Genomic DNA, 21815 nt, shown 5'->3' on the forward strand with positions numbered 1-21815 from the left:
CGAAATTTTAGCGTGCAGCAAATTATCCCAAAATTGCTGCACATTATTGGCACCAGGGAACTGGCATCCAATACCAATCACTGCAATTTTTTTTGTATTGTTTGGTTGTTCTGAGACCATAACCGGTTTGCTCAATGTCTCTGGTACGAATCCATTGATTTGCTGGATATGAGACGCTAAGCGAGCAAGCGTATTGTGTTCAAAAACCACTTCAGCAGCAAGCATTAAGCCCATTACTGCTTCGATCCTTTTTAATAAAGCCATTAATAGAACCGAATCAACCCCATATTCGGCAAAACCCCTATCCAAATTGATCTCATCTTCAGTGACACCGACCACCTCCATAAGGATCCGCTTTAACGTGTCCAATGCATTGCTTTGAATCGACTCACTCTGCTCTGGCAAAAGGGTATTTACAGAAAGCTCATTTTTACTTGGCATAATGACTGAAGAAGTCGTTGCACCAGCTAATATCGTTGCCAGTAAAGCCAGTGCCTCATTGGTTTTATAGCTTCCAAGTTGGCTTCGTTGATAGCTGCTACTTTGCTCCGCATTTTTACTAAACTCACTCCATGCAGGCCATGCAATACTCAATACTTTTCCAGGATGAACTTCGGCAAAGGCGTTTAAATAATGATTACTTAAAGCATAACCCACTACCCCCATCGCAAGCTCGGGGAGAACAGCAGATACCGAAGAAAAAAGAACTAATCGTTCGAATCCATAAGAGTTAACTATGGGCCATAACGCATCAAGCCCTGCTTTTTTAGGATGAAGCATTTGGGCGAACTCATTTTTGGTAAGCTCAGTGAGTGACTTGGTTTGTTTTGGGGTGACGCCTGCACAATGGAAAACCCAACCCAACCGATCTTGTCCATTTATGACAATCTTTAAAAAAGCAGCAAATAATTCCTCTTGAGCTAAATCACCAATATAGTAATAAACCGCACAACCTTGTTTTTTTAATTGATGAATCAATTGAATGGTTTTTCCTGCTTTACAAGGTGAATGCAGATAATGCGCCCATAAAGTTTCTTGGGGTAATGGGGTGATGCCCGTTAAAATTAATTTACGTACGCCACGCGCAACGAGCCACTTTGCAACCTCTGCACCGATACCACTGGTGCCGCCAGTAATTAAGTAGACTTTTTCCGCTGCAATTGAAACTGAAGTTGATTTTTTACACTCACGCTCTTGGAGTACTTGGGTTAATCGTTTTCCTTGTGTATAACGAATCTTATGATACTCAGGATTTAATTGACTTAACTCGTGTTGAATGAGTTCGTAAGTAAGCAACTGTGGCTCCATTTCTAATGTAGCCGTTTTTAAACCTATAGTTTGTCCATTCATGCACCGTAGAAAATAAGCGACCACATCCAAATTAGGTGATTGTCTTTCATTAATCTGAAGTAGGGTTCCTTTTTTGGCGACAAGAGCAACGTGTTGTAAAAAATTCAAATGCTCAATTAGCTCTAACTCATCATTGCAACAATCAAGCAGTATAAAATCATCATGCAACAACTCAACGATTTGTTGTGGCGTTACTGAGCTTCCCTCTTGGGCTAAGTTCCATCCGTTTTGTGATGTATAAATGATGTGAATTGCATTTTGAGGCAGAAGTTTTTTTATCTCTTTCTCATTACATTTAGTGCTTAATACTATCCATTGATAGGATGCGGGCGGCATATGAAGTGTATTATCCATGGATAGTTCTTGTTGCTGCCATACATACTCATAGAACCGTTCTGAAACGATGCGTTCCTCAACATCATGAGCATAGCGCCTGTTTTGAAATACAGTTCGCGGCAATGGGTTAACTTGTGGTTTAATAACATGTTCAAAACTTTGTAATATCACATGCGCATTACTACCACCCGCACCAAAGCTTGACACACCAGCATAATAACAATGGTCTTTTGGATGCACAGACCAACTCGCTTGGGTTTGACATAAAATTAATGATTTTGGCAATTGAATATTAGGATTCAAAGTGCTTGCATGCAGACTTGCATAAAGCTTTTTTTGTTGCATTTGTGCAATTACTTTGACAACACCCGCAAGCCCTGCTGCAGCCTCCATATGTCCATAATTTGATTTCAATGAACCAATAAAACAAGGCGTATCAGGTTCGGAAAATACTTTATTTAAACCATTAATTTCAATCGGATCCCCTAATTGGGTTCCAGTACCATGACACTCCACATAACTGATGTCTTCGGGTTTTAATCCTGCGTTTGCGATTGCCTTTTTAATGACTTCTGCTTGGGCATTTGCGTTAGGAACGGTATAACCTGAACTGGTACCATTATGAGCGATGCTACTGCCCTTAATCACGGCGTGAATACGGTCCCCATCCTTTATTGCTGCGTGTAAGGGTTTAATTAAAATACTCACCACCCCTTCACTGGGAACATAGCCATCAGCGTGTTCTCCAAAACTGGCACAATGTCCCTGAAGCGATAACATGTTCCGATGTAAGAGTTCTTGATATTTATAATCATGACTAATGAGATTAACTCCTCCCACCAAAGCCATGGAGGCATCATTAGCGGCAATGGCTTGCATTGCCAAATGTAGGGCGGTTAATGACGAGGAACACATGCTGTCAAGCGTAAGACTCGGCCCCGTAAAATTAAGCACACTGGAAATTCGATTGGCAATACTCGCAGCAGTTGAATTTGCTAAAACTGTTTTTTGTTCTTTTAAACTTTTTTCAAAACCCGTTAATTGATGAAAATTATTCATGGCCCCTATGAACACAGCAACGGATTGAGATTGGGTACCAAGACGAATTCCCGCATCCTCGAAGCAATGCCAAGCGTTTTGCAACATCATTCGTTCTTGCGGACACATAATCAATGCATCATTTGGTGCAATATTAAAAAATAACGCATCAAAATCATTGGCATTTTCGAGCAAGGCACCAAAACCATAACTCCGATTATCAATGGCCTGGATGCAATTTTTGTCGTTCTCCAAGACCTCGATGAATGAGGGGAAATCCGAGGCCTGGGGGAAGTTCACTGCCATGCCAATAATTGCCATATCCGCTGCCGAAGAAATTGGGTGCAGCGCGCGTTCTGATTTTGGCTCTTCGACTCTTTGGGGAAGATGGTCGCTAAAATGTTCTATTAATTCATCAAACGTTGTATGTTCAAATAAAAGCGTTTTAGGTTGGCTGCCAAAATGAACTTCCAAATCAAAAATAATGTCCATAGCCAATAAAGAATCTAAGCCCAACTTACTGAATTGGCCCACATTCTTTAGTTCCTCAGCAGTCATATTTAAGCGATGGGAAAAAATAGAATAGATTAATTCTTGAGTCGATTCTTTTTTCGTATCAACTCTTGCATTATCTACATCAGTAGATAGACCACTGGGTGCAGGCGCTAGGTCTGCTGCTGTATATTGCATCTGCTCATTTACACCTACGTCCCGCGGCTTGTCCACGGGATCCAGGAATATCGCAGCATCGTTGGATCCCGCGGACAAGCCGCGGGACGTAGCATAAGAACAAGGACTCACAGTATATTTGACAACATGCGCCGTTAATTCTTCAATCACCACACACAACGCTCCATCTTCATCAAATATTTGAATATGAAAACTAAGCGAACCTACTTTTTGCGTACACACTAAAGCATGGTTTGTTATTTTTTTGAGAAGCCCAACTCTTTTAGCGCGCACCGGTAAAGAAAGGGGTTGTTGTTGATACAAGGTAAAATAGCCAACGGTTTGTAAGGCTGCATCGAGAAGGTAAGGATTAAACAAAAACTCGCTGAAATCCCCATCAAATTGAATATGCGCAAAAACTCGATCGTCAGTGGCAAACAGTTGCTTGATGTTTTTTAAATCAGGACCATATTGAATCCCTGCTTGTTCAAAACAGCGATAAAATTCAGTGCAGTCAATTGCATTGGAAATACGTTTAAATTCATGCAAATTAAAAGGAGCTAATTCCTTTTCAGGTTCTGCACATTCGGCTCTAAAAAACGAATCTCCATCATGAAGCAATTCAATAGCGCTGTGCGTTTTATTTATATTAATCTTCATTAATGGATTAAGAGCAGGCAACGCTTTGAGCCAATGCACATTCACACAATGAAACGGTAGGTCTTTAAGGAAATACTGAGCCAAAGCAAGACTCACTACTCCTGGTAAAATGGCCTTATGATTCACCTGATGCTGACTGAAATAAGTCTGCTCGGCTGATAATGTGTATTCTTGGGGGTTCTGCCAATAACAATGAATTTTTTTAAAAGGGTAGACTGGAAACTTTGGCCGATTCTGATTTTCATATTGTTGAATCACCACATGGGCATTGGTACCCGAAAATCCAAATGAACTGACTGCGGCAAGCGATTTATTTTTAGGCCATGGGCTTAATTTCTTGACCGGATAAAAGGAGGTGCTGGCAAAATCAATCTGCGGATTTTCACGTTCACAATGAAGTGTTGCTGGAATTTTTTTGAAATAACTGCATAAAACACTTTTGATAAAACCACAAATTCCCGCAGCATGGACTGTATGACCAATATTGGATTTGATGCTTCCTAAACCACAGGATTGTTCAGACCTCGCTTCCTGGGTTGCAAATAATCGCTGCAACGCATGTACTTCAATAGGGTCCCCCAGCTCTGTACCTGTTCCATGGGTTTCAATATAAGCAAGATCATTAGTGGATAAACCATATGAAGTATAGATCTGTTGCATCAGTTCTGTTTGAGCCAAACCATTAGGAGCAGTAATTCCATTTGATTGTCCATCTTGATTCACACCACTGGCTTTGATCACGGCATAAATTGGATCGTTATCTTTAAGTGCCTGCGCTAAAGGTTTTAAATAAACACAGCCCACCGCTTCGCCCGGGATAAACCCATTGGCTTTATCACTAAATGTTTGACATGCATGATCCGGAGAGAGCATTTTGGCATGATGTGCCTGCTGGAGGAAATTATCACTGCTCATAATGAATACGCCACCAGCCAGAGCACTCGTGCATTCGCCATTTTTAATCGCCTGGCAGGCTTGATGGATGGCAACCAAAGAAGAAGAGCACGCTGTATCCAGAGTAATTGCCGGTCCCGTTAAATTAAAGGTATAGGAAACGCGTCCAGCAATGACTGAGGGAGCATTTCCCCAAAAACTTTGAGCTATAGGTTTTTGTTGACTATGGGTCAAATAATTATTTTGGCTTGCCCCCACAAAAACCCCGCAAAATTTATCGGGAAGTTCCATTGGCGAGTAACCTGCATCCATTAAAGCAGCAGCAGCTGTTTGCAAAAATAATCGCTGTTGCGGATCCATCGCCTGTGCTTCAATTTTTGGTACGTGAAAGTAGTCAGGATCAAAAGCAAAAACATCAGCCAACCATCCAGCATAATTGGGTTCACGTACATAGTGTACTCCCCGCTTTTCCAAGGAGGTAATTGCATTAAATCCATCACATAAGGAATTCCATAACTCTTCCACTGTTTCCGCTTGTGGAAATTGCCCCCCCATACCGATTACAGCAATATCCAAAGGCTCTTTAAGCGATTTATTTTTTGTTGCTGTAGATTGTGTCAGCCCCACTCCTTCCATAATGATTTGCCAATTTCCCTGCGCATCAAAAATTGTAGCGTCTTGGTCTTTAGCATATAAAAAAGCACTGGGTTGATTCGACATATGAAATAAAACGCGTTTTATTGTCTTGGGTAGTCCGGGACGGGGATTTTGAGCAAAACAAGGGTCGTTAAGGTAAATCAAAGAATGCAACATACTGCCTAAAACCGCAGGATAACTGGCTTTTGGACTTAAGGTTGCAGAAAATGAATCCTCAATATCATTATATTGTGCGATCACTCGATAACAAGCACCCAAGTGGTGTAATGAATCGTCCTGATAAAAATTATTCTTTACTAAAGGATCAGGATTATTCCATATTCTGGCCATTTCATTGGGTGACTCGAATTGATAAGTAGTCTGTAATACCAATTCTTTAGTGCCATCATCATGTGCTTGCTCAATGAAACAGTAATGATTGTCTGGATCGATTTCCAGATACAAAGTAATTGCTTGTTCTTTTTCAGCAATTAATAATTTTTTTAATTCAACCTCGGTTAATTGCACGATTTGTGCTGAAGCTAAAGGCCTCAAGGCTGAGTAAATCATCATCAGCAAATTATCGAGCGGGAACACATAATGACCATCAATCTGATGTGCTAACCAGTACAGATTACTTTGAGGACTGTACGTATATTTACGCCGTTGCCTAATCATTAATTAATTCTCCTGCAAATAAATCTACAGGCAGGCTTTGAGTAACGATAGGCTCTTTCTCCTTTAACTGAGAATGAACAAAGTCCACCAAACGCTGCAAAGTAGGATAATCAAAAATGACTGCAGTGCGTAATGATAAATTAAATGCTTTATTAATATTGGTTACCAAACTAACACCGGTAATTGAATCAAGCCCAATTTCTGCCAAAGGGCGGTTCAATTCAAGAACCTGTTCTTTAGGTAAGTGAAGTGCTGCACGAATAAAATCAGCAACTTGCCGCCTAATCATCCCATCTCCCCCATGAGGAGATGGGACCCAAAGAGCGGATGAGGGGGAATCCTGAACCTCTTTACCAAGATGGTTCATGTCACAACAAAACACCTTTTGCGCTTTTTCTTGCTCCCGCAAATGCTGTTCTGATACTACAAAACCGGCTGCAGTTAATTTTTGCAACCAAAGATCCTGGCTTAGTAAAGGAGAAGCATTTAATCGCTCAGCACTACTCGCCTGCCACCAGCCATCAAATAAACCAAAAATAAAGTTCAAATACGCTTGTTCTTGCACTGCCTCATTAAGTAAAAATATCCCTTGCGGCTTAAGAATACGTTGCAATTCTTTAAGTGTATGCTCTAAATCATCTGCCAAGTGAACTACGTTCGACGCAAGCACTACATCAAAAGAATCATCAGCCAACTCTGCTAAATGATTCATATCTAAGTGTTCACAGTGCAGATTAAACCGTACCTGTTCTTGTAATTTTTTACCTTGATTCAGGAAAAACGAAGAAACATCCGTATAGTAATAATCGAGTTGCTCATAATCATTAAGTACATCCATCAGCGTTTCTGTTGTTGCACCTACTCCAGCGCCTAACTCCAGAATTTTTACGCGTTGTCTGCTGTTCTTCAGATATTCATCAGTATATTGCGCAATATGTTGGTTACACATTTTTGACTCAGGGCTTTGGGCATAAAGAGCGCGCAATAATTTAAGTCCCTCTTCTGAAAAAACGATTTCTGCGGGCGCCTTGCTTCCTCCGAGAATCAGCTCGTAGTGCAAATAACAAAGATAAGCCAAACGATAATACGCTTCATAAGCAGGATGTTGCTGGCAGCAGCGTTCATGCAAATGATGCAATGATTCGGCAGAGGCTGAAACTTCAGGTAATCCATTTAAATAGGTAACCAGTCGGGTGTACTTGGGTACTACGTTGTTGCGCAAAACGTGTTTGTTCCGCAAATCAGATACCAAGCAATAAATAAATTGGTTCACACCGTCTAATCCTGCTTTAATAGGTAAAACAGATTGTGTCTTCGAACTTTGTGGCACACTTTTATTTTGAATTGCAAACTGAGCATATTGGCTATTTAAACCAAGTTGCATCGCCTCCAATGCTTGTTGTGTCGTCAAAGGAATAAAACCTAAATCGCGCGCTCGTTCGAGGTAAAAAGAATCAGCTACAGCTCCAACCTCTTGCCAAATGCTCCAATTGATAATTTTAATTGGTAATGCGGTTTCCTGCTCCAAGCGCAGGCAATAGGCATCCAAGGCATTGCTCGCTGCGGCATAATTGGCTTGGCCTGCAAGACAGGCACTGCTTTGCATGGAAGAAAAAATTACTGCGGCGTTTATTTGTGTTTGTTGATGCAATTGATAAATAAAATAAGCACTGAATAATTTGGCCTGAATTACATGACTAAATTGTTGCCAAGTCATCGAATCAACCGTACTGTCTTGCAATTGCATGACCAGATTAAATACCGCATGAATGATAGGATGTTTCACGTGAAGGTATTTAATCAGCAAAGCGCATTCTGCGTCACGAGTCAGATCTGTTTGAATAAACTCAACCTGCTCGCCATAAGTATGTACAAATTGCCGACCTTCTTCAGTTAAAGGACTACGCCCCACAAGAATGACTTTAGCGTGATACGAGTCAATCAAAAACTGCGCCAAACGCCGGCCAATACCGCCCATACCCCCAAGAATCAAATATGTTCCTTGGGTTATGAGAAAATCGTTCTCTTCACAATCATGAGCTAACTCCTGAGAAGATAACCAGTACTGTTCTTTTCGATAGTGAATTGTTTGATGTGGCCCTGGATAAACCATTTCCAACATCGATCGCGCCAAAGGTGTATCAATAATAAAATGTTTCAGGTGCCAATGGGGCATTTCTTTAGCTAAGGAACCTAATAAACCGCAGATCATTGCCACCTGTGGATGATTGGCTTTAGCAGCATAAGAATACCAGTCAATTGTAATTTTTTTTGTAAACAAGTTGGAGCTTAACGTCGTTTTCAATACATCAAATAAAGGTTGAATTAGGCTGAGCAGATCCTGGTTAAAAAAATTAATCTCTAGATTAAAGTCAGGGTAGTGAGGATAAATAATAAAGTGATCTAGATTAGGATGTGCCGCTAAAAATAACTGGAACTCACCGGGATTAAAGTAACTCAAGTTATAACTTAAAACCTTATTATTTTTTTCGAGTTGTGAGCTAATCGGTTTTAGCGTTTCGATAAAACATTCGGCATGAATAATTACAATATTTTGGTTATGTAACGGTTGATGCGTCATTTCCGCATGCACCTCTTTTTTCACATACACCAATTGGTTTTCTTCGGTTTTAAACCAGATTTTTTTACGGAGAAATGGATAAGCCGGAGTATCATGTACTGGCATCATTTCACTCGGGTTTGCTGCAGGGCTAAATACAGCATCACCCGCGAGATAAGCCTGTACCATGGATTGGTAATCATCGCTAATTTGAGGCATCGCAGATGAGTCGAGCCAATTCTGCATCTGCTGGATTAATTGTTGCTGATTATGCCATTGAAACATCACCCGATAGCGATGATGAAGTCGTCTTTTTTGTAAGGTAAAACAAAAACTTTGTGGATCAAGATGAGTTGTTGCTTGCAACCAGTCAATATAATTCTTCACCAAGATACGCAGGCTCGCTTCATTCGCCGCAGAAAGAGGAATCAATGCCACAAAAGATCCTGAAGGGTGTTGCTGAATTATAGTACCTTGCTCTAAAACAACATGTGCATTAACCCCACCAAAACCAAAAGAGCTTACGGCCGCACAACGCGAAATTAATTCACCATTAATTTGCTTTTGTTGCCACGCGTGAGTTTCCTGGCTTATCGACAATCCCGATTGCTGCAATCCAAGGTATGGGTTGATTTCAGATAAATTCGCTTGCCCTGGTATCACTTGATGCTGAAACATCAGCAAAATTTTTATTAAACCGGCCAATCCTGAAGCAGGCTCCAGATGACCGATATTGCCTTTGACAGAACCTACTTGAATCGCTACATTTTTATCAGCCACAAAATTTTTCAAGCCCTCTAACTCAATAGGGTCGCCTAATGGCGTTCCTGTACCATGGGCTTCAATATAACTAATGCGCGCGATATCAATCGAACTATAAACATGTTCATACAATTTCTGCTGCGCTTTTGAACTAGGTGAGGTAAGTGTATTGGCTTTACCGGTATGATTTACTCCACTGCTAAGAATCTTGGCATAAATCGTATTATTTTGTGCCCATGCTCGCGCTTGGTTCTGGAGAATAATTACGATGATGCCTTCACCTCTAATGTATCCATCGGCATGTTTGTCAAATGGCTTGCAGATTTTCGTAGCAGACAACATTCCTGATTGAGTGAACGCATTAAAAAATTCATCATCAAGTAACAAATTAACGCCACATACAATTGCTTGCTCAATCTCCCCTTGCCTGATGGCTTTTACAGCGCGATCTAGAGCATATAAACTGCTGGAGCATGCAGTATCGACTGCTTCACTGGGTCCACTTAAATCAAAATAATGAGATATTCGATTTGCCAGTAAACTGTGTACTGTTGCAACTGGAATGTAGGGATTACTCACTTGGTATCGGGTTAATAACTTAGCATAATCAAACGTTGACGCCCCCACATATACACCTGTTGCAGATCCTTTCAAGTGTAATGGATTGATTCCTCCCATTTCCAAAGCATGCCATACCTCCTGCAATAACAGTCGTTGCTGGGGGTCCATGACTATAGCTTCAAACGGTGAAATATTAAAAAAAGCGGCGTCGAATGCATCAACACCGTCAATAAAGGTGCCAGGGTATTGTTGCATATAGTGCAAGCGATTCGCAGGAGTTTGGCTAAAAACATGGCGTTGATTCACTAACAATTGCCAAAAGTCATTTAAATTCTTACATCCTGGCAATAGCGCACTGTACCCAATAATAACCGGTATATCCTCGTCAATCGAATGATGCTGGGTTAATGGTTTTACCTCTTCAGATTGAACCTCTGTACCGCTATTAGGTTTGGTTTGTGGTTCATAATTGCCAATGAACTCAGCAATCGTTTTATAACCAAAAAAAGTAGCCGGGGTAATTGCCAAATCATAGGCATCATTCAAATGATTGGCCAACTCAGTAAATAAAATTGAGTTAAAACCTAGATCACCAAAAGAGGCTGTTAGCGCAAAATGCCCCTCAAGTTCCAATATTTTTTTAATCGTGTTGACTACAAAGAGTTTAAATTCCATATTCAATTCAGACCTGTATTTTTTTGTCGATTTCGAATGATTTAGTTGCTGAAGAATGACTTCTTGCTCTCCCTGATGCGCAATGATTTGCGGCCAGGATAAAGCGGATAATGTTTCTAAAATGCGGCAGCCGGTGGCATTGTTTATCGCCTGCATACCCCACTCTTTTTGCATACGCACTAATACTGAATCACTAACCTGCATGCCTCCTTGCTCCCAAAAAGGCAAATTAATACTGTACGTAAATCCAGAGCATTCTCCTTGGATACGCAACGATTCGCGTAACACCGCAAAACCATCTAAAAATCCATTAGCAGCTGCATAAATAGACTGCCCAATATTAGCGAGTATTGAAGAGTAGGAAGACAACAAAAGAAAATAATCCAGGCGATACACCCTCGTCGCTTTATCTAAATTCAAGGTACCTGTTACTTTTGCAGTCAAGGCCGTTTCAAATGCGGCCGCTGATTGATTGATAATGAGACTATCTTGCTGAACACCAGCGGCCTGAATACAGCCATTTAATACGCCCCCATGCTCTAAAACAAAGTGTGTGATGCAGGTCTGCAATGCTTCATAATCACTGACGTCAACTTGCTTGTAACTGATGTTACTTTGTTGTAACCAGTGAATGTGTTCTATGGATGGATTACGTCGCCCCAGAAGCAAAACTCGGGCTTGATATTGAGTCACCAGGTATTGGGCAATAATTTTGGAGATCGCACCAAGCCCCCCCGCGATAACGTATACCCCATTTTGTTTAAATAACAAACGAGCCTCTCTCTGATCTGGGGTAACCCCATGATAATATTGAGTATGAAAAACACCTTCCCGGTTTACTTTAACCCACGTAGGCAATTGGCTCTGGGCAACCCGTGGCAAGAGTTGGGAACTCAATTCCCAAGGCAACAAGACTACACTGTAACGCAACTCAGGAAACTCACATTGAGCTGTACGTAAATAGGCATGGACTGCCTGTGCATAAACAGGCGTTTCTCCCGAGTCATCAAAACACAAAATCAACTGTAATTTTTTTCTTGTTTGCAAAGCATGCTGAACATTCTGTAACAAGCTCATGAATTGCTGTGTATTTTGTAATTGATTCACGCATATCATAGAACATACCGAACTGGTGCCTGGGGTTTCTGTGGCCTGTAACCACTCCAGTGTTCTTCCAGTCACCTTATCACAATCTATGCGCTGCCAGAATGGCTTAAAATAATGGACTGGTTTTTGACTCGTGTTAACTTCCGAAGACTTGACCTCGGACTCAAGTAAAGCGGATCGATTTCTGGATTCCGCGGTTGAGCCAGCCGAGGATATTTCCGAAGACTCAGTGTTTTGTTGAATGATTTGTTGTTTGTGAATGGGAATCATGCAAAAACCAGCAATGTGACTTACCAAGCGATATTGTTCATCAAAAATGGAAATGTCATAGCGAGGAGAAAATGCGCGCAAGGATTTGTCTTCAACAACAATATAAATTTTAGTGGTCCACTCGTGAACTAAATTTAGTACCTCAATCTTCTGAGGAATATATACCTGATCTTCTGGCAATCCCTCTTGTAACACTGAAACACATTGCAAAACACTGTCAAATAAGCGCGGATCCAAGGTAGGTGCTTCATGAGGCGCTACGAGTGTTAATGCAGCAATCGCTTTATTTTTATCCGGATTAACCCGAATGGAATGTACGCATTGGAATGCTTCACCATGATACCAATTGTTTCGGCGAAATTGGGCATACATTGCCGCCGGCGACACATCGTGAACGCACTCAACAGCAAATGAAGCATATTCCTTGAATGCAGGAGTGTCATCTACAGCATGATAAGTACTGCTTGAATGCAATAATCCACCTGCTAATTCACAAAGAATATAAGTAGCTTCCGATTTAAAACGAATCATCAGTGCAAGAGCATCCCCTTCACAATCTGCATAAATGGGATTAAGCCACTTTATTTCACGAATGCTAATCGGTGACGTCTGTCCTCTATTGCGTATGTAGGCTTGATAACAAAAATAAATATGCGCCACTCCAGGCAATATTGGACGTTGATGCAATCGATGTTGCTCAAAATAATAGGCTTTTGTTTGCAAAACCAAGGGATGTTCTTGAGTTGCTGCAAAAGAACTACGAGGCACTATCCAATGGACTTGTTTTTTAAAAGAATAATGTTGCATGCGCGCTTCGGGGATAAGAGGATAATCTTGTAAAATAATATGTGCATTAGATCCACCCGCACCAAAAGAACTAAGCGCACTGTAACGAGCCCCCCTACTCTGTCCCCACGCCGTATTTTTTTCTGGGATAATCAACTGGGTCTTTTCAAAATGACAATGCTCATTCAACGGCCAAGCATTCACTCCCGCAAAAACTTGCTCATCTTGATATTGCAATAATATTCGTACTAAACCCGCTAAGCCTGCACATGCTTCACTGTGACCAATATTACTTTTAACCGACCCCAGAAACGCTTTATTTTGATACACCTCACTCAATGCTTTAATTTCTATAGGGTCACCTAAAACGGTACCTGTACCATGTGCTTCAATATAATTGATTTGCCAGGAATTAATTCCTGCTTTTTGCAAAGCAGAAAGAATAACCTGTTTTTGAGCTTCAGGATTTGGCACGGTATACCCGTGCATTTTGCCACCTGAATTAAGTGCACTTCCTTTGATGACCCCATAAATTTTATTACCTTCCGCAACAGCCACACCTAATTTTTTAATGCATAAAGCAACAACCCCTTCAGCATACACAAATCCATCTGCATTTTGCGAAAACGAGGCATTGATGTTTTGAGCTGAAAGCATATGCAAATCTGAAAGTTCTACCATTTGGCGTGGATGTACAATTAAATTGACTCCACCCACTACAGCCATGGTCGATTCATCGGCTAACACACTTTGACAAGCCAAATGCAATGCTGATAACGAAGATGAACAGGCAGTGTCCACCGCCATACTTGGACCATGCAAATTAAAACTATATGAAATTCGATTTGCTGCAGACCAATAAGCGCACGAAGAATTAGCGTGTTTTTGGGTCGTCCAATCTTCTTTGAGCCAAGAATAATAGGCACCACTTATCCCGACAAATACGGAGATTTTATTGTCCGATGCAATAGGAAAAGCATTTGCATCCGCAAGTGCGGAATAAGCATTCTGCAGCAGCAAACGTTCTTGAGGATCGATAAAAGCAGCTTCCCGTGGAGAGAGTTTAAAAAAAGCTTCATCAAAACAATCGATATCATTTAAAAAACTACCGCTACCCGCATAAGATTTGCCTTGCTTTCCCTTTTGCGCATCAAAAAATGAGTCATGAGCCCATCGTGATTTGGGAATAGGTGCAAATGCTGTTTTACCCTGCTGCAGCATAGAAATAAAATCATCGGAACCTGTGTGTGGAAGCTGATAGCTTAGCCCCACAATGGCGATATCTGTTTCCCGGTTATAATGGTTTAAATCAAAATGGACCTCATCAGGAGTTTCGGTGCATTCATTGTCAGTGAATCGTTTCACCAGTGCATCCACCGTATCGACTGCAAACAATTCAGCAATACCGAACTCAGGATATTTAGGTTTTAATTTTTGATATAAATCACTCAAACTTAATGAATCAAAACCAAGGTCAGACAATCGATCGTCTAATTGAATCGTTTTGCTATCCAAATAAAGTGTTTGCGCCAATTGCTCAACTATCCATTGTTGATTTTTTGTCGAATGAATTGGGGCTTGTTGTTTTTCACGGCCACATCCAACATCTCGCTCTTTGTCCCAAGGCTCCATGGATATTTTAGATAATGGCATCATCAATGCAGGCTGTTTTTTTATCTGAACTTGACGATTTATTTTAGCGTCAATAACAATTTGTTCTGCGAAAGAGAAGTTTAAACATGAACATTGATACTCAATATCGGTTAAATTCATCTCCTGTAATACCGAGATCCATTGTTCTGCACTCAATAAAGGGGAGTTCATTTGGCGTAGATGTTGGTCCTTCGCATTCCACCATCCATCAAATAAGCCAAAAATAGCCGTGGTATAATTTGTCTTTTCCACTAACTCATTCAATAATAAATGTCCGCTATCAATCAAGCATTCGCACAAACTATTTAGTGAATTTAATATATCACTCGTTGCATGAATGGCATTGGTAGCAATCACTACATCAAATGCTTGATAAAACTCATGCTGAGAATCCATTTGTTCCATATCAAATACTCGGAACTCCATTGAATGCTCATACTTAGAAAAATAGCACCTTGCTTTATTAACCAATGCAGAGGAAATATCGGTGAAATAATAGGTAAAGGATTGATCATGCAGCGCGTCTAGAATTGCTCGCGTTGAGGCACCACTGCCAGCACCTACTTCAAGAATCTTTATTTTTTTTGCAGATGACAGACAGTAATTTCGTAGTTTACTCGCCAGCATCTGATTGGCATGATCAGCAACCGCATGATGTTCATAAAAACCTTGTACTAATTCCGTATTACCCTGAGGGAAAATAATTTGATGAGGCAATAAAGTACCGGATAATAATTCAGGATATTGGTCACATACTGCAAGAAATAATTTAAGCCGAGATGAATAATTTTCTTCTTTTAACTCATCTTCATAACTGCTTTTTAGGGCTTCAAGTTGCTTTACCTCTTGGTCAATATAAATAAAATCTTCTTCCACGCGAATAAACTGCAGCTTTTGCCAAATATTAAATAACTCACGAACCAATAATTGAAAATGCTTTTGGAACGGTGCAAAAAACATCGCCACGTTAAGACCGTGCATGGGGAAGGATTGGTTGATCCGCAACAAAAGACTTAGTGCCACAAACTCTTCCAGGATTTTATTTTTATTAACCGTGGCAGTGGTTATAAACTCGTTTTGTTTCGTACGGCCAGTAATTAAAGCAAATGGAGTTTGGGTATCAATCTGCTGCTCAAAAAGTTCCATCAACTCAGTAAATGATAAAGGAGCCAAATCATTACTCGCCATATATCGCGAATAATCAGCGGATGTTGCCAAACCAATGCCTTCGATGACACCCAATGCGGTGATAAAACATGGAAGACTTTTTTGTTGTGCCAGTAAATAATTTTTTAATGCGGCTTCAAAACTGTAGATCGTAGCCCCTAAATTGGGATAATAAGCCTGGATGGATGTAAAAACATACAGATTTTTGGCGAACCGTGATAATTCTTCAGCGACTAGCCAACTGTTGCGTTGGCTCACTTGCTTTAAGGTAGTGGATAATGAATGTTCGCTTTGCTTAACCCACCACTCATCATGACAGGCAACAGCCAAATGAAAAATACCTGAAATTTTCTCTGCAGCAGCGATTTGCTCTAAACAGGTTAAAAGAGCATTATGTTCATCAGGATCACAGCAATAATAAATCATCTTGCTTTGCTGCAGTTGCCCCTGAACTTGCTCGCTCAATTGGTTATAGGGTTTGCGACCCACAACATAAATATATGCCTCATATTTTTCTTGGAGATAGGCACCAAGCTTTAAACCAATCCCACCAGCTCCGCCAACTAAAACATAGGTTCCGCGGTATTCAAATCCCTTACGATCTACCTTTGGAAATTGCAAAGTGACATGATTGTACTGATAAAATCTTCCCTTAAAATCAACTACATTAATGTGAAGAGGATTGATTTCTAAATTCACTGCATTAACAAAATGAGTGATTAACTCAACTTCTTGCGCGGAATAATTTTCATCCAATTTCAGGTGAATAATACGTTGTTTTTTCAGCTGATTACGGCATTTAACCGAAATTTGGCGAATGATTTCGATTACCCACTGAATTGGATCTTTTTCTGGATAATCGATCGTGACTGAGAGATCCTGCGCCAAAATATCATGCACAGAATACTCAGTCCAATGAATGGTTTTAAGATTGGAGAACTCATGGTGATTCATACATTTCAACGTAGTTTGCAACGTATCAAATCGCTTCTCTTTTTCTAAAGAATTCTTCTTTGCTTTTTTAAAATAAGATTTGCGTTCAAAAGGCATTGCTCCTAAATAACGCTCAAAATCAAAAGCAAAACCCTTAAGCCATAATTGCAAGACAAATTCATCACTTAAGGTCAGCACATCCTTGCCACTCACATGATCCAGATCGATACAAATGCTCTGCCCTGCTTTAAAATGAAAAATACAGTGATTGGTACTGCTGTTTTGTGAATCCGGAGCAAACGTCAAATGCGGTTTATAATAAGCATTTAATAAAGTAAACCCATTCACTTCAGAAATTGTGCTTATTCGCTCACTTAATCTGTTCTTGAAGAGCTCGATATATGCAGAATCAAGCGATAAGAGTAATTTGATCTCCTCGGGTAGAAGCAGTTGTTGTTCAAGCAACGCCATAATTTCAACAAAAGAAGGAGAAAAACGGCCAAGCAATTCTTTTTTAACCGTACTTAATTGCCATTTATTAATAACACATAGCCTCGCCCATAGAAGGATAACAATCAATTGATAGTGGATAAACTGCTTATCCTCATGCATTGACGTATTTTGAATTTGCTGCAGGTCATTTTGTTCAAACAAAACGAGTAATTCTGCGGGAAGCAGCGTTTGCAAAAATCCTTTAAAGGTATATTGATGCTGGTAAAGCGCCATACTTTCAACAATGAGTTGATTCACTTCGGATGGTTCAATTACCAAATCATGAACAAGTTTCAACACATAATCATCTAAATCAATTAATGCCGAATAGTGTTCGCCATTTAATATTAAATGAGTTTGCATTTTTTGATTGGCTTTAATCGCCAAAGAAACCGCACTGCCATAAGCTTCAATACAACGTATATCGGATAAAAAATCATGAATGAGATGAATCCAGTATTCCGGCAACCGTTCCGAAAAAGTAGACTGAAGATAGGGCCTTAATTGAACAAAGCTCGTTGGTGCACAATCCCCAGGAAGAACTAGAAAGCCATTATTCACGGACATCCAATCAATGTGCCGCTCATGCTCATTGAGCCATCCTGCTTGGCGAAACGGAACAAGATGTTCCTGGGTATAAATTGAGTTTAATGCCAAATGATACTTTTGCTCCGGCAGAACATGATCTTCCGAGAGTGCAACCAAGGACTCTAAATCTTCTCTAGTTCTTGCGCTTAGCAACACCGGTAATTTAAATGACTCATTTGTTTTAATTGGAACGCGCTCAGGGACTCTTTGCAAAATGGCATGTGCATTCGTACCTCCAAATCCAAAAGAACTTACTGCAATTTGCGAGTGATTATAATCGATGGACTCTGTATTGATGTTTAACGTTTCAGGTAATAAAACATTCGCGGTATCTGAAAGTACATGAGGAGGAATTTGCCGATTCTTTAAAATCAGCAAACACTTGGCCACACCTAATAACCCGGCCCCAGCCTCCATATGTCCTACATTTGCTTTAATCGAACCAATATAGCAACTCGGATAATTATGACTTAATGCTTCAAGTTCTATGGGATCACCAAGATTAGTTCCCGTGCCATGAGCTTCAATATATGCAACATCGAGATACGCACATTGTTTTTGGGCCAAACGAATCAGATTAGATTGTGCAGTAGCACTAGGAGCGGTCATTGTGCTGGTAGTTCCATTGTGATTGCAACTAATCCCGGTAACGGCCGCTAAAACCGGAAGATTTAATGAGTCCGCCTTTGCTTTTGAGGTAACCAGCAAAGTAACCATTCCCTCTAAAGGCAAATACCCATCGGCTTGCATAGAAAAAGTATGACACCAACCACTTCGAGAGAGCATACCCGCTTTTTTGAAGCTCTGATGCCGCAAAGCACTATCAATATAATTAACCCCCAGTACAAAAGCAAAATCATTTTGGCCTTGTCTGATGCTGTCACATGCGTCTTTTAAAGCAACCAATGAACTGGCGCAAGCAGCATTAATACTTTTACTTTCTCCAGTAAAGTTAAAACAGTACGAAACTCGATTGGCAACACTCGCTTCACAATTATTTAAAAACAAACGGCTGTCACTATTGCATGCACTCATTGCATAAGAATGCAGGTTATCCACCGTCATCACTCCGGCATAAACACCGGTTGTTGCCTGCTGCAACTCATAACGCGCCATACCTGCATTTTCCAGACACGTATGTACGCCATACAACGCTAATTTTTGTTGAGGATCAAGATGAGCAATGTCTTTGGCAGTCAGATTAAATAAGTCTGGATCAAAAAAACTCCAATCAGCAAACAAATTGGCATAGGTCGTTTCACCCTCAGTACGCCACTTTCTTGAAGGATCTACTGAATACCTTGATCTTTGGCCTGCAATTAAAAATTGCCACAAGGCTTCCTCAGTTTCTATCTGTGGAAGCCTTAAACTTAAACCGATGAGTACGGGGGTAGTATCCTCAAGAAGTGAGTTCTTTTGAGGTATTGGCAATAATTCCTGTTCCATTTGGTTCATCTAACCTTTCTGATGAATGTGCAAAAAAGGAGGGAATATAGTCCGTTTTAAACCCCTGCTGGTACGTTTTTAAATGAGTGGTGAATTGTTTGTCCTTAAGCAAATTCATAGCTGCTTTTACAAACATTAGAGCGATGTAATAGCGCCCTTCATTCGTATTTTTATCAATTTTTAATTGAGCGGGATTAAATTGATTAAAGGGAGGTAAAGATTTTAATACATCTGGATCAAGTTTTAATTCATAACATGTATTCAAGCCAAGTGAACAAATAGCGTATCGCAAATAAACGTAGGCTTTAGTTATTTGATAACTGGCTTCATCCAGTGCGGTAACTCGTCCTTTAGCATAAGCAATATGCAAAAATGTCTCTTCTATGGCATTCAAACGTAAGAAATTAGCAATGGTTGCCAAATCAAAAAGTGGATTTCCTATTCGTGCAAACTCCCAATCAATTAATGAAAATTGATTTCCTTCTGTTTGAAATAATATGTTCCAGGGATTCATGTCATAGTGACACAGACTGGTTTTTGGATTTAGATTAAGTAAGTGATCCAAGTCATTAAATAGAGACAAAACCAAAGAAAAATCATCAAATCTGGGATCTTTTTCAACAAGTTCCTTAACCCTGGATTTTAATTGCAAAAATTTATCGCTTTCCTTACTTTCGCACTTTGGAACTTTAATTCCATGCAATGCACTCACTACCGAACCCAGTGAGGCCAATCTATCCAGAGATTTATCCAATGGCCATCGCGGATCATTGGCAACGAACTCAAAAACAGCCACTTTTTGTTCTGCATTAAAATAAATCATTTTAGGACCAATACCAGTACGTGAAGCAGCTTGAGCCGCATATAATTCTACCCACCCCTGTGCACTGTCCTCCTCTAATATTTTTATTACATAGTTCTGATTGTAGGCTTCCACTATAAAATTCTGACAAAAGGGAGATAAACCACCGTTCAATGGTTTTAAAGATCCTGCTCTCCATGGCAGAAATGACTGTAATGTAGCCTTTAGACGCATTGCAATCGCTTTAGAATTACTCATTTCGTCTACTGCACTTTCAGAAATCAATCCTTTAGGTTTTACTACCTGATCATCTACAAATAATCGCCAGCTACTACATACTAATCGTAAAGCCAGAAGTTCATCCTTACGAAGATATTTTAAAATTCCTCCCATAATAAAATAAGGAATTTGGAGCGCCCCAAAACTAAAATCTTTAGCAGGCTTATTTACATTTCCTAATAGTTTGGTATTAAGTTGCTGCTTAAACTGATAATCATTAACGATTTGCATCGCTTGCTTAATCAGCATCACACTAATATAAAACTTACCAGCATCACTGCTTTTATCAATCGCTCCATCACTGGGTTGATATTCGTTAAACGCTGGTATTGATCCAATATCAATGTGATTTACACTCATGGGATCGCTAATATTTGCCGCAAAACTAATTGCAAATCGCAATAAAGCGATTTGTTGCATGTGCACATAATGCATCAGTTCTTCTGAAGATGGCTTACGTCCTAAATAATGCGTCAAAAGAGAATTTGCTGCAGCTGGCTTTAAGCGTAATGTGGCAACCACAATCGCTAAGTCGAGGAAGGGATCAAGCAACCCTGCGCATTCCCAATCAATAAAATAGAAATCTTCGGGTGTCGCCAACAGATTATTAGGATTCATATCATTATGACAATAATGTGTTTGTCTCACTAAACCCGTTAAACAATCAAGCTGCATCAGAGCATATTGTTGCAAGAAAAAAACCGGCGAGGCTTTAATGTAACTATTTAACGTGACTCGACGTTCAGCGATTAAGGTTGATTTTTCAATTTCCGAGCGTCTTTGTAAATGTGGTCCGGAATGAATCACTGCAAATTTCTTTGCAATAAGCTTTAGTTGTTCATCATCCAGTCGTGCTGTAATCGATGGGCTATTTTCAACATAACGCATGATGACAACACCTGCAGAAAAATCAAAATATTCTACTTCTGGTGCTATTTTTTTCTGGGCGAAAAAAATGGATGCAAATACTTCCCGAGTTCGCCCTTCGTTATGTCTTATATGCCGTAAAACAAAACGCTCGTCGCCAACTTGCACTAGATAGCTATTGGCCCAGGGAGAAAATCCGCCGGTTAATCGTTTTATGGTAATAGGAGACTTAGGTGTTACGGGTAAAATTGCTTGAATATGAGAAAGTAATTCAGAAATATCCGTTGAGTCCTTTGCTTCAATGCATAATTCATAACCCTCATTGGAAAATAAGTGTTTCCAACTTTTGTTGACAGCACTTAATCTTTTTTTCTCATCTAAAGATAAATTATTAACAATCTTTTGAACTACGCTTAAGGGTAGAGAACGATTAAAAAATTTCATGAACCAATTAAAAATTAATGTCAGTTGATGGGCATATTAATTAAATAAAAGACATAAATCAAACGATAACGAATCAGAGTTCCTGATAGGAAAATCTCTTTTTAATCTCTCCAAGGAGAGTGACGCGCGAAGACACGGAGCGGAAATTGGAAATTATTCATC

At 40.0% G+C, this 21815-nt stretch carries 3 protein-coding genes (1 of these 3 only partly in view); all 3 read right to left on the reverse strand.

What is annotated here, in order from left to right; genetic code table 11:
* Tightly spaced (each overlapping or abutting the next), the 3 genes in view from BW930_RS12185 to BW930_RS12195 form a layout consistent with a single transcriptional unit that may run on beyond the window.
* Window positions 1–6261: the 5' portion of a beta-ketoacyl synthase N-terminal-like domain-containing protein gene (locus BW930_RS12185; protein ID WP_064276669.1), read on the reverse strand. The gene continues 1218 nt to the left of window position 1, outside the view; the window shows 6261 of its 7479 coding nt (coding positions 1–6261); the start codon lies at window positions 6259–6261; its stop codon lies off the left edge, out of view.
* Window positions 6254–19270: an SDR family NAD(P)-dependent oxidoreductase gene (locus BW930_RS16965; RefSeq protein WP_115266144.1), complete on the reverse strand. Its 13017-nt coding sequence runs from the start codon at window positions 19268–19270 to the stop codon at window positions 6254–6256. The genes BW930_RS12185 and BW930_RS16965 overlap by 8 nt, the downstream gene beginning before the upstream one ends.
* The gene (locus tag BW930_RS12195) at window positions 19215–21653 is read right to left on the reverse strand and encodes a phosphotransferase (RefSeq protein WP_058468203.1); all 2439 of its coding nucleotides are present in this window, start codon (window positions 21651–21653) and stop codon (window positions 19215–19217) included. The genes BW930_RS16965 and BW930_RS12195 overlap by 56 nt, the downstream gene beginning before the upstream one ends.
* Window positions 21654–21815 lie beyond the last annotated feature (162 nt).

Origin of the sequence: Fluoribacter gormanii (assembly GCF_900156395.1) — a bacterium.
Classification (GTDB): domain Bacteria; phylum Pseudomonadota; class Gammaproteobacteria; order Legionellales; family Legionellaceae; genus Legionella; species Legionella gormanii.

Coding starts and splice junctions, on each gene's coding strand:
- BW930_RS12195 (WP_058468203.1), bottom strand. CDS start 21,653: ATGAAATTTTTTAATCGTTCTCTACCCTTAAGCGTAGTTCAAAAGATT.
- BW930_RS16965 (WP_115266144.1), bottom strand. CDS start 19,270: ATGAACCAAATGGAACAGGAATTATTGCCAATACCTCAAAAGAACTCA.